Source organism: Blastococcus sp. TBT05-19, assembly GCF_003319095.1.
Classification (GTDB): Bacteria; Actinomycetota; Actinomycetes; order Mycobacteriales; family Geodermatophilaceae; genus Blastococcus.
In genome coordinates, this window is sequence record NZ_QOHI01000001.1 from 763,998 (window position 1) to 779,282 (window position 15,285).

At 74.2% G+C, this 15,285-nt stretch carries 13 protein-coding genes; 12 read left to right on the forward strand and 1 reads right to left on the reverse strand.

The annotated features are described in order from the left end of the window. Positions 1-9 precede the first annotated feature (9 nt). The 5 genes from DQ244_RS03695 (at position 10) to DQ244_RS03715 (ending at position 7,401) form a co-directional block, all read left to right on the forward strand. Positions 10-4,386 carry an FtsK/SpoIIIE domain-containing protein gene (locus DQ244_RS03695; RefSeq protein WP_113810071.1) on the forward strand — a complete coding sequence of 1,459 codons (4,377 nt, stop codon included), beginning with the start codon at positions 10-12 and terminating at the stop codon, positions 4,384-4,386. A gap of 108 nt (positions 4,387-4,494) precedes the next feature. Continuing rightward, entirely contained in the window at positions 4,495-4,797 is a 303-nt protein-coding gene (locus DQ244_RS03700; protein ID WP_113810072.1) for a hypothetical protein, read from the forward strand. Next, complete coding sequence (locus tag DQ244_RS03705; RefSeq protein ID WP_113810073.1) at positions 4,794-6,038, forward strand: hypothetical protein; 1,245 nt, start codon at positions 4,794-4,796, stop codon at positions 6,036-6,038. Before DQ244_RS03700 ends, DQ244_RS03705 begins: the two co-directional genes overlap by 4 nt. Next, positions 6,035-6,676, forward strand: coding sequence for a hypothetical protein (locus DQ244_RS03710; RefSeq protein WP_113810074.1), 642 nt, complete (start codon positions 6,035-6,037; stop codon positions 6,674-6,676). The genes DQ244_RS03705 and DQ244_RS03710 overlap by 4 nt, the downstream gene beginning before the upstream one ends. An 11-nt stretch (positions 6,677-6,687) precedes the next feature. After that, on the forward strand, positions 6,688-7,401 hold the full coding sequence (locus tag DQ244_RS03715) for a hypothetical protein (RefSeq protein WP_147251459.1): 714 nt from the start codon (positions 6,688-6,690) through the stop codon (positions 7,399-7,401). 228 nt (positions 7,402-7,629) lie between these two features. Here DQ244_RS03715 and DQ244_RS03720 read toward each other — a convergent pair whose 3' ends face one another. Beyond that, a complete protein-coding gene (locus tag DQ244_RS03720; RefSeq protein ID WP_113810076.1) occupies positions 7,630-7,926 on the reverse strand; it encodes a WXG100 family type VII secretion target in 297 nt (98 codons plus the stop codon). A 211-nt stretch (positions 7,927-8,137) separates the two neighbouring features. On the opposite strand from DQ244_RS03720, the gene DQ244_RS03725 reads away from it, so the two are divergent. From DQ244_RS03725 to DQ244_RS03755, 7 genes are all read left to right on the forward strand, one after another. After that, positions 8,138-8,455, forward strand: coding sequence for an EthD family reductase (locus DQ244_RS03725; protein ID WP_113810077.1), 318 nt, complete (start codon positions 8,138-8,140; stop codon positions 8,453-8,455). Next, positions 8,452-9,993, forward strand: coding sequence for an acetolactate synthase large subunit (locus DQ244_RS03730; RefSeq protein WP_113810078.1), 1,542 nt, complete (start codon positions 8,452-8,454; stop codon positions 9,991-9,993). The genes DQ244_RS03725 and DQ244_RS03730 overlap by 4 nt, the downstream gene beginning before the upstream one ends. A gap of 141 nt (positions 9,994-10,134) precedes the next feature. Then, a complete protein-coding gene (locus DQ244_RS03735) occupies positions 10,135-11,736 on the forward strand; it encodes an alpha/beta hydrolase (RefSeq protein WP_113810079.1) in 1,602 nt (533 codons plus the stop codon). A 118-nt stretch (positions 11,737-11,854) separates the two neighbouring features. Next, positions 11,855-12,094 (forward strand): hypothetical protein, encoded by a 240-nt coding sequence (locus tag DQ244_RS03740; protein WP_113810080.1) that lies wholly within the window; start codon positions 11,855-11,857, stop codon positions 12,092-12,094. Positions 12,095-12,228: 134 nt separating this feature from the next. Beyond that, positions 12,229-13,458, forward strand: a complete 1,230-nt coding sequence (locus DQ244_RS03745) for a CpaF family protein (RefSeq protein ID WP_233491151.1) — start codon at positions 12,229-12,231, stop codon at positions 13,456-13,458. Next, a complete protein-coding gene (locus DQ244_RS03750) occupies positions 13,455-14,318 on the forward strand; it encodes a type II secretion system F family protein (RefSeq protein WP_113810082.1) in 864 nt (287 codons plus the stop codon). The genes DQ244_RS03745 and DQ244_RS03750 overlap by 4 nt, the downstream gene beginning before the upstream one ends. Beyond that, positions 14,315-15,256: a type II secretion system F family protein gene (locus DQ244_RS03755; RefSeq protein ID WP_199580141.1), complete on the forward strand. Its 942-nt coding sequence runs from the start codon at positions 14,315-14,317 to the stop codon at positions 15,254-15,256. The genes DQ244_RS03750 and DQ244_RS03755 overlap by 4 nt, the downstream gene beginning before the upstream one ends. Positions 15,257-15,285 lie beyond the last annotated feature (29 nt).

Sequence of the window (15,285 nt, forward strand, 5' to 3'; positions counted from 1 at the left end):
AGGAGTGCCGTGCGCGTCCAGGTGAGCGTCGGGCAGGTCGACGGCACGCTGCTCGACGTCGCCGTCGACGTCGACGTCGACGACGACCTGCCGGTCAGCCGCGTCGGCGCCGAGCTGGCCCGCGTCGCCGGCCTGGCCGGCGAGGGCGTGTGGATCGCCGGCGAGCGGCTCGACGACGACCAGCCGGTGGGGGAGAGCCCGCTCGTCGACGGCGCCGTCGTCCACCTGTCGGAGTCCGCGGCGCTGGCCGCCCCGGCCGGCCCGCCCACCCGGGGCTGGCAGCTGCGGGTGCTCAGCGGACCGAGCAGCGGGCTGGTGGCCGAGCTGCCGATGGGCGACCACGAGCTCGGCCGCAGCAGCGCCTTCGGTTTCGCCGACCGGTCGATGTCCCGCCGGCACGCCCTGCTCCGGGTGGGGGCCGACGGCGCGACGCTGCGCGACCTCGGCTCGGCGAACGGCACGACGCTCGAGGGCGAGCCGGTGCCGGAGGACGACGAGGGCGTGGAGGTCGCGCCCGGGCAGGTCGTCCAGCTCGGCGACACCCAGCTGGTCATCGGGCCGGCGGTGGTCTCCGACGCCGCGATCGAGCCGGCCGGCCCCGGCACGCGCGCCTTCGTGCGCGCCCCGCGCCTGCTGCCCTCCGCCCGGGAGGTGCGCATCCAGCTGCCGAAGGAGCCGCAGGCGCGCGAGCCCCGCCGGTTCTCGCTGGTCATGATCATCGCGCCGCTGCTCATCGGGGTCACGCTCGCGCTCGTCATGCGGTCGCCGATGTACCTCATGTTCGCCGTCGCCAGCCCGGTGATGATGATCAGCAACACCGTCGCCGACCGCCGGCACACCGCGCGCCAGGACCGCCGCGCCCGCGAGGAGTACGAGCAGGACCTCGCCCGCACCCACGAGCGGATCGAGACCGCGGTCGCGCAGGAGACGCTCCGTCGTCGCGACACCCACGCCGACCCGGCCACCACGCTGCTCACCGCCGTGCTGCCCGGCCGGCGGTTGTGGGAGCGCCGCCGCACCGACCCCGACGCCCTCGACCTGCGGCTGGGCTCGGCCGACCTGCCCGCCGAGCTCGTGGTCGCCGACCGCTCCGGCCGCGACGAGCCGCCGGAGCAGCGCGTCGTGCGCGCGGTGCCCGTCGTCGTGCCGCTGCGGCAGGCCGGCGTCGTCGGGCTCGCCGGGCCGGCCGAACCGCTGGCCGGGCTGCTGCGCTGGGTGGTGCTGCAGCTGGCGGTCCACCACCCGACGCGCGACCTCGCCCTGACCGTGCTCGCCCCCCGAGGCCGCACCGACTGGAACTGGGTCCGCTGGCTGCCGCACGCGCGATCGGCCGACGGCGAGGGCCCGGTCGCGTTCGTCGGCAACGACCCGGAGACGGTGACGGCCCGCGTCGCGGAGCTGACCGCGCAGATCAAGGCCCGCCGCGAGGCGACGGCGAAGGGCGGCCGCATCCAGGCCGAGTCGTTCCCGGCGCACGTCCTGGTCATCCACGGGTTCCGGCCGCTGCGCGCGACCCCCGGCCTGGCCCAGGTGCTGCAGGACGGCCCGGCGGTCGGCGTCTACGCCGTCTGCGCCGACGAGGAGGAGCGGTTCCTGCCCGAGGCCGCCACCGCCACGGCCGTGTTCGACCCGGCCGAGGAGGCCCAGCTGGTCGTCCGGCGCAGCGGCCACGACCCGGTGACGGCGGTGCTCGCCGAGCCGGTGTCGGCCGAGCTGGCCGAGCGCGCGGCCCGGGCGCTGGCCCCGCTGCGCGACGTCAGCCTCGAGGACGACGACGCCGTCCTGCCCGACAGCGTGCGGCTGCTCGACGTGCTCGGGATGGAGCCGCCGACGGTCGACGGCATCCGAGCGCGCTGGCAGATGGAGGGGCGCACGACCCGCCTCGTCGTGGGCTCCGGCCTGCACGGGCCGCTCACCCTCGACCTGCGCACCGACGGCCCGCACGGGCTGGTCGCCGGCACCACCGGCGCCGGCAAGTCGGAGCTGCTGCAGACGATGATCGCCTCGCTGGCGGTCGCCAACCGGCCGGACGCCCTGAACTTCGTGCTGGTCGACTACAAGGGCGGCAGCGCGTTCAAGGACTGCGTCCACCTGCCGCACACCGTCGGCATGGTCACCGACCTCGACGCCCACCTCGTGCAGCGGGCGCTCACCTCGCTGGGCGCCGAGCTCAAGTACCGCGAGCACTGGCTGGCGCGCGCCGGCGTCAAGGACATCGACGACTACATCGACCTGCAGGCCCGCGAGCCCGGCCGGCCACCGCTGCCGCGGCTGCTCATCGTCATCGACGAGTTCGCCTCGATGGCGCGCGAGCTGCCCGACTTCGTCACCGGTCTGGTCAACGTCGCGCAGCGCGGCCGCTCGCTCGGCATCCACCTGATCCTCGCCACCCAGCGGCCCAGCGGGGTCGTGTCACCGGAGATCCGCGCCAACACCAACCTCCGCATCTCGCTACGGGTCACCGACGGCGCCGACAGCAGCGACGTGCTCGACGCCCCCGACGCCGCGCGGATCCCGAAGTCCGCCCCCGGCCGCGGGTTCGCCCGGCTCGGGCACGGTGCCCTGGTCCCGTTCCAGGCCGGCCGCATCGGCGGTCGTCGCCCGGGTCAGGGCGCGGTCGCCGCGGCGGTGCCGTTCGTCGTCCCGCTCGGCTGGCACCAGGTCGGTTACGCCGCACCCCAGAAGCCGGCGACGGCGACCCGCGTGTCCGACGTCGAGATCACCGACCTCTCGGTCCTGGTCCAGGCGGTGCGCGGTGCGGCCGTGGCGGAGGAGGTGGCCGCCCAGCGCAGCCCGTGGCTGGAGGCGCTGCCCACCCGGGTGCTGGTCTCCGACCTCGACGCCCCCGCCGCCGGAGCGGCGTCGTCGGCCCGGCTGCCGTACGGGATCCGGGACCTGCCCGCGCTGCAGGAGCAGCAGGTGGCCGCGTTCGACCCCGCCACAGACGGGCACCTGCTCGTCATCGGGTCGCCGAAGAGCGGGCGCTCGCAGCTGCTGCGCACGCTGGCCGGCACGCTCGGAGCCCGGTGCTCCACCAGCGACGTGCACCTGTTCGCCCTCGACTGCGGCAACGGCGCCCTCCTGCCGCTGGCCGACCTGCCGCAGTGCGGCGCGGTCGTCACCCGCACCCAGACCGAGCGGGCCGTCCGGCTGCTGGACAGGCTCAAGCGGGAGCTGGAACGGCGTCAGCAGGTGCTGGCCGAGAGCGGCTTCGCCGACATCAGCGAGCAGCGCCGGTCGGTGCCCGCGGACCAGCGGCTGCCGCACGTCCTGCTGCTGCTCGACCGCTGGGAGGGGTACGCGCCCACCCTGGGCGAGATCGACAACGGCCGGCTCACCGACATCCTCATGGCGATCGCGCGCGAAGGGGCGTCCGCCGGGATCTCGCTCGTGATCACCGGTGACCGGTCGCTCGGTACCGCACGGATCTCGTCGCTGACCGACAACAAGCTGCTGATGCGCCTGGCCGACCGCACCGACTACGCGCTGATCGGGATCCCGGCCAAGCAGGTCCCCGGCGACATGCCGGCCGGCCGGGCGGTCACCGTGGACGGCGGGATCGAGACGCAGGTGGCGCTGCTCGCCGAGGACGAGTCCGGTCAGGGTCAGGCGGCGGCGCTCGCGGAGATCGCGAAGGCGGCGCACGTGCGGGATGCGCTCGTGCCGCGCTCGGCCCGGCCGTTCCGGGTCGACGTGCTGCCCTCGCGGATCACCTTCGACGCGGCGTGGGAGCTGCGGCCCCCCGAGGTCGGCGCCGGCTTCGCGCTGGTCGGCGTCGGCGGCGACGAGCTGATGGCGGCGGGTCCGGACCTGACCGGCGGCTCCGCGGGCTTCGTCGTCGCCGGTCCCGGCCGGTCGGGCAAGAGCACGGTGCTGCTGACGATGGCGGAGTCGCTCCTCCGGCAGGGGACGGCGATCGTCGTCGGCGCGCCCAAGGCGTCACCGCTGCGCGGGCTCGCCGGGCGGGAGGGCGTGCTCGCCGTGATCGAGGAGGCCTCGACGCCGGCCGACCGCTGGAAGGAGCTGCTCGCGACGGATCCCGGCCGCCCGCTCGTGCTGATCCTCGACGACGGCGACGTGCTCCGGGACAGCCCGGCGGCCGAGGTGTTCCGCGAGGTGGTCAAGGGCTACGTGCCGGGCCGCAGCCTCGTGCTCGGCGGCAACGCCGACAGCATCTGCACGGGGCTCTCGGGCTGGCAGGTGGATGCGAAGAAGGCGCGGCAGGGCGTGCTGCTGTCACCGCAGGGCACCACCGACGGCGACCTGATCGGCGTGCGGGTGCCGCGCGGCGCGATCGGCGGGCCGGTCCAGCCCGGGCGTGGGCTGCTCCACCTCGGCGACAGCTCGCTGCTCACCGTGGCGATCCCTGCCCCGCCCACGCCATAGGAGTCCGGCGGTGCCACGGCTCCTCGGAGCTGTGGACGACGCCATGCCGGTGGGATGGGTCCTGGCTGATGTGATCCCGCGGTTCTCGGTACCACCCCGGAGGTCTGGATGAGTGGCAGTGACCTGTACATCGACGGCGCGATGCTCGCCCGGGTGCGGTCCAACCTGTCCGGCATCCGCGACCTGATGGAGCAGCCGGCCCGCGAGATGCAGGACGTCACCGGGTCCGCCATGGGCGCCTCGGCCCTCGCCCGGCGCATGGACGAGTTCGGCGACGAGTGGTCCTACGGCATCAGCAAGCTCAGCGAGTTCGCCGGCAGCGCGGTGGAGGCGCTCGACCGCATCGCGGAGGCGTTCCAGGCCGCTGACACCGCGCTCGCCGAGGCACTGGAGCAGGCGGCCGAGCAGTGAGCGGTGAGTTCCCCTCCCTCGGATTCGATCCCGCGCCCGGCGACATCGCCGTCGCCGCCCAGGTGGCCGGCAGCGTCTCCGACGCCGCGCGCGCTCTCGAGGAGATCTGCGCGGTCCTGACCGGAGCGGCCGACGGCGAGTGGCGGGGCCAGGCGGCGACCGCCTTCCGCGATCTCCTCTCCGACGACCTGCGGCCGCGTGTGGACTCCGCGGCCCGCTCCTTCGACGCCGCGAGGCTGGCGCTGCACGACTGGCTGGACACCATGTACTCCGCGTCCGGGCAGGCGCTGTCGCTGGAGGCGCGGCACGCCGAGGCGGTGCGGAAGGCCCGGTCCGCGCATGCCACCTACGCGGGCATCCCCGCTCCTGCGCCCTCGACCGGGCAGCCCCCGACGCCGGAGCAGCAGCAGACGCAGGCCGAGCTGTCCCGTGCGCGGATCCAGGCGAGCACCGACGCCGCAGCGGCCGACGCGGAGGTGGCGGGCATCGAGGTTGAGGCCCGCGACCTGTCGAGCGAGTACGAGGACAAGGGCCGCGCGACGGCCTCACGACTGCAGCACGCGATGGACATCGCGCCGAACGAGCCCGGCATCTGGGACCGCTTCGTCGAGAGCCTCGGCAACGCCCTCGGCGACCTGCGTGACGCCATCGCCTACATCGGGGACCGCATCATCGAGGTGCTCGAGCAGCTGGCGCCCCTGCTGCAGTTCATCGGTGACATGGCCAGCTCGCTGGGTGCTCTCCTCAGCGTCCTCGCGCTCTTCCCGGGCCTCCAGTTCCTCGGTGGCGCGGCGCTGGTCCTCGGAGTCGTCGCCCTGACCGGTCACTACCTGGCGGCGGTCGGGGGGACCGGGAGCTTCGTCGACGCGTTCTCGGCCGACGGCCTGATGGGCGACGCCCTGGGGGTCGTCCTGGGCTTCGGTGCGCTCAAGGTCGGCAAGAAGCTGGTCGACGCCGCCCGGTCGGGCAGCTCCGCCGCCGGCGGGGCACCGGCCGTCATGAGGGTGCCGCAGCTGGTCGGCGGGCCCAAGGAGATGGTGCCGAACCTGTTCCAGCTGGCCACCAGGGGCGGCTACAGCATGGGCGCGCAGGAAGCGGGCTGGCGGCTCGTGGGACTGAAGATCTCCCAGGGGAACTTTGCGCTGAACGTCGCGCAGGCGCCGCAGAACATCGGCAACGTGGTCGGCCTGCGCGACGGTGTCGACGTCCGCGGGCCGGCCCGACCTGCGGCGGTCCGTTGACCGGCTCCGTCGACGCGACCGTCGCGCTCTTCCTGCCGACCGACTGGTGCGACGTGCTGATCGACGACGGCGGCGATCCGCGGGCGCAGGTGGAGTCCGTGCTGGCGCGCACGTGGCCCAGCTGCCCCGCGCACCTGCGCGAGACCAGCATCGACGTCCTGGTCCGCTGGCGGCAGGACATGCAGGCGCGTGGCGCGTTCAGCCACGGCATCGTCAGCGCCTCGACCGATGAGGGTGCGCCGGTCAACTGGCACGTGGTCACGAGCGTGGTGGCGCTCCCCCCGGAGCCCGAGATCGACCTGGCGCAGCTGCTGGCACGCTCCATCGGGGAGACGCGGCAGGACGTCCTCCACGTCGAGGCCTTCGACACCGAGATGGGAGGGGGCCTGGGGCTCGTCTCGCTGCGGGAGGCGCAGTTCCCGCCGGAGCTGGCGGCGCTCGGTCGCCCGATCCCGGAGAACCCGGGCTCCCTCGCGATGGCGGCGGCCCTGTCCTACACCCCGGGCACCACCTACGCCCTGCTCGTGGTGGGGCTCGGGGCGGCACCCGACCAGGTCCTTGAGCTGGCAGCTCTCGTCGCGGTCATCGCCGGGCGGTCACGCCTCGTGCCTGCGACGGAGGGGCGGACGGGTCGGTGACAATCCCTGCCATGGCGCCCATCCCTCACCCGACGGAGCATCCCTGGAGCACCCGCGGCGAGCTGTTGTCCGCGCGCGCAGCCGCCGTCCAGGAGATCGAGCGGCAGTTCCTGTCGCTCCGCGCCCTCGCCGGGCAGTCGGTGTGCGGCCTGCTGGTCGTCTTCGCGGCGGGGGTCGCGAGCGCCGCGCTCGAGGAGTCCCGCGTCACCGGGGTCCACGTGGCCATCGCGGTCGTGTGCTCGGGTCTCGCGCTCCTCGCTGCCGTGTTCCCGGTCCGGCGGGCGCTCCGGAACCGGAAGCTCATCGCCGAGCTCTTGGCGTGGGAGGCGGCCGAACGGCAGGGGCGGGAGCTGCCGCCCGGGCACATCCCCCCTGACCTCCGGATGCCGGTCGACGCACGCGACGACCCCGACTTCGAGCAAGTGGCGGGCGCAGCGGGGGCGGCGGCGTACACGCGACCCTGGGGGAGCCGGCTGCTGCTGCGCTCGGTACCGGGTGGCATCGGGCTCGTCGTCGGCTTCGCCCTGGTCGTGGGTGGGACCTTCGACTTCCCGTCGCCGGTCTCCGTCGCATTCCTGCTGTCCGGCGGGTACGTGTTGCTCAGCAGTGTGGTGATGGTGTCTGCCTCGACCCGCCTGGCCTACCGGATGACTCGCAGCTCCTCCGCGCTGGACGCCGACATCCGCGCCCTCCGCGCACAGCGCATGGGGGCACCCGCAGCGTAGGCACACTCGCCCTCGGTACGAGGCGAGTCCGGCCGGTGGTGGCAGGAGTCGATCCACCAGCCCGATGCGACGCGCGCACGGCGTCCGTGGCGGGGCGTGCGGTGGGTCGCCGGCCGCGTGAGCCGAGGCGCTGCTCGACCTCGAACGTCGCCCGCGCCTGCCGTGCCCTGGACGCGACCGAGGCCGCCTCGCAGCTGCGAGACGGCCTCGGTGGCGGTGGTCGGCGAGTCAGCCGCCGAGCGCGCCGGAGAGCTGGGTGTCGGCGTCGCGGAAGGTCGCGGCGGCCTGGGTCAGGTAGGAGGACATGCCCTCGAGGCCGGCGATGGTCTGGCGGGCGCCCTGCGTGAACGAGTCGTAGGAGGCCTGGAAGGCCTTGCTGGAGCTGTCGGTCACGTAGCCCTCGGCGACCAGGTTCTGCACGAGCGCCTGGAGCTGACCCAGCATGCCGTCGATCTCGGCCTGGCCGTTGGTGAGCCGGCCGGCGGCGTCTTCCATCTGCTCGTAGGTGACGTTCACATTCGGCATGGTGAGTCCTCACGGGAGTTCCGGGTGCACCGTGCACCGCTGGATCGGATACGTCTGGGACCGTAACAGCCGGATTGGGGCCGTGCGCCCCCTCGGCAGGCCCTGTGGACAGAGCCCGGCGGTCTTCCCGCGAGCAGGACTCGCGCGCGTCGGCGATGCCCTGTTTGCTGGTCGCCGGGCGGGTGCAGGACCCGCGGGAACGGAGCTCGGAATGGTGCACAGGCTCGTCGTCAGCTACGGCCCGCCGGAGGACCCGGCCGCGTTCGACGCGCACTACCGCGACGTGCACGCACCCCTGGCCAAGCAGCTGCCCGGCCTCGTGCGGTTCACGACCGGGCACGCCAGCCCGATGGATCCATCCCAGCCCGCGCCCTACCTCGTCGCCGAGCTGGACTTCGACTCCGAGGCCGCGATGGGCGCAGCCTTCGCCTCGCCGGAGGGGCAGGCCGCCGCGGCCGACGTCCCCGGGTTCGCCACCGGCGGCGCCACCATGGCGCACTTCGAGGTGCAGACGGTGGCCGGCGCGTGAACGGCGCCCAGGCACTGATCCGGACGCTGGTCGGCGCGGGCGTCGACGTCTGCTTCGCCAACCCCGGCACCTCGGAGATGCACTTCGTCGCCGCGCTCGACGATGTCCCCGAGATGCGCGGTGTGCTGACCCTGTTCGAGGGCGTGGCGACCGGCGCGGCCGACGGCTACGCGCGCATGGCCGGCCGCCCCGCCGCGACCCTGCTGCACCTGGGCCCGGGCATGGGCAACGGGCTGGCCAACCTGCACAACGCCCGCCGCGGCAAGGCGCCGCTGCTCAACGTCGTCGGTGACCACGCGCGCTCGCACAAGCGGCTGGACGCCCCGCTGGAGTCCGACATCGACGCCGTCGCCGGAACCGTCTCCACGTGGGTGCGCCGGTCGCTGTCCCCGGCCGACGTCGCGGCCGACGCCGCGGAGGCGGTCGCCGCCATCGCCACCGGCGGCATCGCCACGCTGATCCTCCCGGCCGACGTGTCGTGGGAGGACGGCGCCGAGGTGGCCGCGCCGCAGCCGGCCCGCCCGCTGCCGCACGTGGCCCCGTCCGTGATCGAGGAGCTCGCCCCGGTGGTGGGCTCCGGTGAGGGCGTCGTCCTCTTCCTCGGCGGCGACGTCATGGCCTCGGCCGATGGTCAGCTCGCCGCCGCCCAGGTGGCCGCCGGCACGGGGGCTCGCCTCGTCGCCGAGACCTTCCCCGCGCGCGCGGCCCGCGGCACCGGCCTGCCCGACCTGCACCGGCTGCCCTACCCGCCGGAGATGGCGATGGCCGCGCTCGAGGGCACGAGGCACCTGGTGCTGGCCGGCACCACCGCGCCCGTGCACTTCTTCGGCTACCCCGGGGTCCCGGGCCACCCCGTCCCCGAGGGCTGCGAGGTGCACGTGCTCAGCGCTCCAGGGGAGGACGGCGTGGCCGCGCTGCAGGCGCTGGCCGACCTCGTCGCGCCGGACGCGAAGCCCGAGGTCGCCGAGTTCGAGCGGCCCGAGCTGCCCACCGGCCAGCTGACCCCGCGCACCATGGCGGCGGTCGTCGGGGCGCTGCTGCCGGAGAACGCGATCGTGGTGGACGAGGCGCTCACCTCCGGGGTGGGGCTGACCGAGCTGACGTCGGCCGGGCCGCGGCACGACTGGCTCTCGCTCACCGGCGGGGCCATCGGCGACGGGCTGCCCATGGCGCTCGGTGCGGCGGTGGCCTGCCCCGACCGGCCGGTGATCGGCATCCAGGCCGACGGCAGCGCGATGTACACGATCTCGGCGCTGTGGAGCTACGCCCGCGAGCAGGCCGACATCACCACGATCATCTGCGACAACGGCTCGTACGCGATCCTCGAGCACGAGCTGCAGAAGGTGGGCGCGGCGTCGGACGGCGAGCGGGCGCGCAAGCTGCTCGACCTCGGCGGGCCGGGGCTGGACTTCGTGTCGATCGCGCAGGGGATGGGCGTGCCCGCCACCCGGGCGACGACCGCGGAGGAGCTGGCCGAGCAGCTGCAGAAGGCGCTGGCGGAGCCGGGCCCCCACCTGATCGACGCCGTCCTGCGCTGACCGTCACCGTTCGCAGGATCCCGTCACGCAGGCGTACGACACGAGGGCCGGCGGCGCAGCGCGCCGTCGGCCCTTGACCCCTCGCGCCCCGAGTGGGGCGATGGCCCCGTTCCGGGCCACACCAGCGAGGGGACGCCGGCCATGGACCTGCCGATCATCTACGTGCGTGGCTTCGCCGGAGGCAGCTCCGGCATCGACAAGGCGGTCGACGACCCGTTCTACGGGTTCAACGAGGGCTCGGTGCACGTGCGCGTCGGCAAGGACAGCCGGCCGCACTTCTACCAGTTCGAGAGCCCGCTGCTCCGGCTGATCACCGAGCAGGGCTACCGGCTGCTGGTGCACGGCAGCCAGGAGCGGTACCTGGAGCAGCAGCCCGACGGCGGGGTGCCGCCGAACACGATCTGGGTGCACCGGTTCTACGACCAGGCCGCGTCGACGTTCGTGCAGGAGCCGGAGAAGTACGTCCTGGAGGAGGCTGCCGCCGACCTGTTCCGGCTCATCACGTGCGTCAAGCGCAAGACGGGCGCGCCGCGGGTGCACCTGGTCGCGCACTCGATGGGCGGCCTGATCTGCCGCTCCATGATCCAACGGGTGATCCCGGAGCAGACCCGCGCCGGGGGCCGGCTCCGGCTGGACGCCGCCGCCGACCACGTGCAGAGCCTGTTCACCTACGGCACCCCGCACGGCGGGATCGAGTTCGCGCTCGGCTTCGGCCTGCTGGAGAAGGTCCGCGACGCCCTCGACATCAACGGCGCGGAGATCTTCGGGCGGCAGCGGATGTACGACTACCTGACGCCGCGGACCGACCCGACCGTCGACGGCAGCCCGCCCGAGGACTGGCGGGAGGTGGAGATGCCGGCCGGCGGGTTCCCGCTCGACCGGGTGTTCTGCCTCGTCGGCACCAACCCGCAGGACTACGCGGTCGCGATGGGCCTGTCGTCGAAGGCCGTCGGTGCGCGCAGCGACGGGCTGGTCCAGATCGACAACGCCTACGTGCCCGGGGCGCACCGGGCGTTCGTGCACCGCAGCCACAGCGGCCGCTACGGGCTGGTCAACTCCGAGGAGGGCTTCCAGAACCTGCGGCGGTTCCTGTTCGGCGACCTGCGGATCCAGGTCGACCTGTGCGGTCTCCGGCTCCCGGGGACCCTCGACGACGGGACCGTGTGGCAGCTGGAGACGGCGCTGGCGATCCGAGGGCTGCCGGTGCTGATGCACGAGCAGAGCGCCGCGCACCACTGCCCGATCCAGATCGAGCGCCCGCGGGTCGAGGACAGCTCGGACACCCCCAGGCCGCTGCTGACCACGTTCCTGTCCACGCGGGAGCCCCGCCCGCTCGACGGCGGCCGGCGGTGCTCGACGCTGCGGCACGCGCTCACCCTGCGGCTGATCTCGCTGCGCGAGGACACCGGCTTCTTCGACTTCGGCGACCACCTGGAGCAGACCGCCGACTTCGAAGACACCCTCGTCGTGGACATCGCGCCACCCGCGGGGGAGACCGGCTCGCCCCGGGGCTGGGCCGTCTGGAACAGCGCCATCCCCGGGGCGGTCCGGGACTGGCAGCCCAGCGGCGACCCCCTGACCGACGAGCGACCGCAGGAGCCGGGCGTGTGGCAGGGGAGCATCCTGCTGCCGGAGGTCTGCCGAGAGCGGTTCGGCGACCGGGCCCGCCTGGTCCTCACCGTCAGCGCACGCGAACCGGTGGAGGTGCCGGCCGTGCCGACCGGCGACCTCGCGATGGTCTGACGAGGGTCCTCGTGCCCTGGTCCGACCCGGCCGGGGCGTCGAGCATCGGGCCGGGTCCACGAGGACCCGGTCCGGACGCCGGACGACGACCGGTGCGGACCCGGCACAGGGAGTCGTCATGAGCACCAAGCTCCACCAGCGGCCGAGGACCCTGCGGCGCCCCGTCGTGCACGACCGGAGCGAACCGGAAGCGCCCCCGGCGGCCGGCCGGACGACGCACCGTCCGCAGAGGCAGCGGCGGCAGACGGACCTCCGGGCAGGGCTGATCGGACTGGGCGTGCTCGCCGCCCTGCTGCTCGCCTTCACCGCGATGGTGGTGCTCACCGCGCTCGCGGGTGGGGACACCTTCCTGGGCTGACCCGCCTCGGGTGGTTCACCCGCGTGGGTGGACGTGACCCCCGGATGTCCACAGAACCCGTGAACGGCGGCCCGCGGACTGGTTCGTTTCCTTACAGTCCGACCCGTTGATCAACGGGCTCGACGGGGGATGGCGTGCCGACTGCTCTGGACGTCGTGGACGGTGAGGTCCGCGAGCTGATCCGTCGGCGTGGGCTCGACCCGTTCCTCGACCCGGGCCCCGTGCGGCTGCTCGTGCGCGACGTCGTCGCCGACTACTCCGAGCGTTCGCTGACCTCGGCGCTGCCACCGATCGGCGACGTCGAGTCCGTCGTCCGCGACGTGCTGGACCGGGTGGCCGGCTTCGGTCCGCTGCAGCGCTACCTCGACGACCCCGACGTCGAGGAGATCTGGGTCAACGAGCCCGGCCGGGTGTTCATCGCCAAGCGCGGCCGCAGCGAGCTGACGACGACGATCCTGGCGCCGGGCGAGCTGGCCGACCTGGTCGAGCGGATGCTGCGCACCTCGGGTCGACGCATCGACATGTCGACCCCGTTCGTCGACGCGATGATGCCCGACGGCTCGCGGCTGCACGTGGTCATCCCCGACATCACCCGCCAGCACATGGCGGTCAACATCCGGAAGTTCGTGCTGCAGGCGCACTCGCTCGACGAGCTGGTGGCGCTGGGCACCATCACGGTGCAGGCGGCGCGCTTCCTCGAGGCCGCCGTCGCCTCGGGCCTCAACATCCTCGTCTCCGGTGGCACTCAGGCCGGCAAGACGACGCTGCTCAACTGCCTCTGCGCCTCGGTGCCGGCCCGTGAGCGGGTCATCACCTGCGAAGAGGTCTTCGAGCTGCGGGTGCCGCTGCCCGACGTCGTCTCGATGCAGACCCGGCAGCCCAACCTGGAGGGCGCCGGTGAGATCCCGCTGCGCCGCCTGGTCAAGGAGGCGCTGCGCATGCGGCCCTCGCGCATCGTCGTCGGCGAGGTGCGCCAGGAGGAGTGCCTGGACCTGCTCATCGCGCTGAACTCCGGGCTGCCCGGCATGTGCACGCTGCACGCCAACAGCGCCCGCGAGGCCGTGGTGAAGATGTGCACCCTGCCGCTGCTGGCCGGGGAGAACATCGGGACGTCGTTCGTCGTGCCGACCGTCGCCTCCAGCGTCGACCTCGTCGTGCACGTCGGGACCGACGCCGACGGCCGCCGCCGGGTGCGGGAGATCGTGGCGCTGCCGGGGCGGGCCGAGAACGGGGTCATCGAGACCGCCGACGTCTTCACCAGCCGCGAGGGCCGGCTGGTCCGGGCCGAGGGGTACCCGCCGCACGCCGACCGGTTCGCCGCCGCCGGCTTCGACCTGCCGGCCCTGCTCGGCGGGTCGGCGTGACGGAGTCCGGCGCCTTCCTGGGTCTGCTGCTCGGCATCGGTCTGCTGCTCATCTGGCGCAGCGGCTCGCGGGCGCCGAAGCCGCGCACCGATCCGCGCCGGCCCGGACGGCGGCAGCAGCTGCTGGCCGCGGCCGGGCTCACCGGCATCAACGCCGCCCAGCTGCTGGCCCTGCAGATCGGGGCCGGGCTGCTGGCGACCGTCGTCGTCCTGCTGACCACCGCGACCGTGACCGTGAGCCTGGTGTTCGGGTTCTTCGGGTTCCTGCTGCCCTACGTGCAGGTGCGGCGGCTGGCCGGCAAGCGCCGGGCCGACCTGCGCGAGGTGTGGCCGGAGGTCGTGGACAACCTGGCGTCCGCGGTCCGCGCCGGCCTCTCGCTGCCCGAGGCCCTCGGGGCGCTGTCCACCCGGGGCCCGGAGGTGCTGCGGCCGCCGTTCGCCCGGTTCGCCGCCGAGTACCGGTCCAGCGGCCGGTTCGGACCGTGCCTGGACCGGCTCAAGGACGACCTCGCCGACCCGGTCGGCGACCGGATCGTGGAGACGCTGCGGGTGGCCCGCGAGGTCGGTGGCAGCGACCTCGGCCGGGTGCTGCGCACCCTGGCCACCTTCCTGCGCGAGGACGCCCGGGCGCGCGCGGAGCTGGAGACCCGGCAGGGCTGGGTCGTCTCCGCCGCGCGCCTCGCGGTCGCCGCACCCTGGATCGTCCTGCTGCTGCTCGCCACCCAGTCGGCGACGCTGGCCGCCTACGACTCGGCGATGGGGACGGCGATCCTGCTCGGCGGGGGCGCGGTGTGCCTGCTGGCCTACCGGCTGATGCTGCGGATCGGGCGGCTGCCCGAGGACGTGCGGGTGCTCCAGTGAGCTCCGGTCTCCTCGGGATGCTACTGGGCCTGCTGGCGGCGTCGGGCCTGATCCTGGTCCTGCGGTACGCGCCGCCGTTCCGGGCCGTGCGGCTGGTCGACCGGCTCGCGCCCTACGTCCACGACACCCCGCCGCCGTCGCGGCTGCTGGGCACGGCGACCGAGCCGGGGATGCTCACCGCGGTGCGCCGGATCGCCGGCCCGTCGATCAGCAACGGCGCGCGCATCGTCGACCGCTTCGTCGGTGGCCGGGCCGCGGTGCGCCGACGGCTGGACGCGCTCGGGGGCGACCTCACCGTCGAGGACTTCCGCATCGAGCAGGTCATCTGGGGCGGGCTGGGGTTGCTCGGCGCCGCCGTCGTCGCGACCGTCGGCTCCGTCGCCGCCGGCCAGGTCAACGTGCTGACCGCCGGGCTGCTCTGCCTCTCCGGGCTCGTCGGCGGGGTGCTCGGCCGCGACTGGTGGCTCACCCAGCAGGTCAACCGGCGCGAGGAGCTGCTGCTCGCCGAGTTCCCCGTGGTCGCCGAGCTGCTGGCTCTCGCGGTGACGGCGGGGGAGAGCCCGACGGCGGCGATCGCCCGGGTCACCCGGCTCTCCGGCGGCGAGCTGGCCCGGGAGCTCGGCTCGGCGCTCGGTCGGGCGCGGGCCGGCGTCCCGCTGGTCGACGCCCTGCAGCAGGTCGCCGACCGCACGTCGCTGGACCCGTTGGCCCGCTTCATCGACGGCCTGCTCGTGGCCATCGAGCGCGGCACGCCGCTGGCCGAGGTGCTGCGCGCCCAGGCCGCCGACGTCCGGGAGGCCGGCAAGCGCCGGCTGCTCGAGGCCGGTGGGCGCAAGGAGATCGCCATGATGGTGCCGGTCGTCTTCCTGGTGCTGCCGGTCACCGTTCTCTTCGCCCTGTTCCCGGGGCTGATCAGCATCGTCTCGCTGGCGCAATGAGCCGGCGGACCTGGAGAAAGGACGACGCC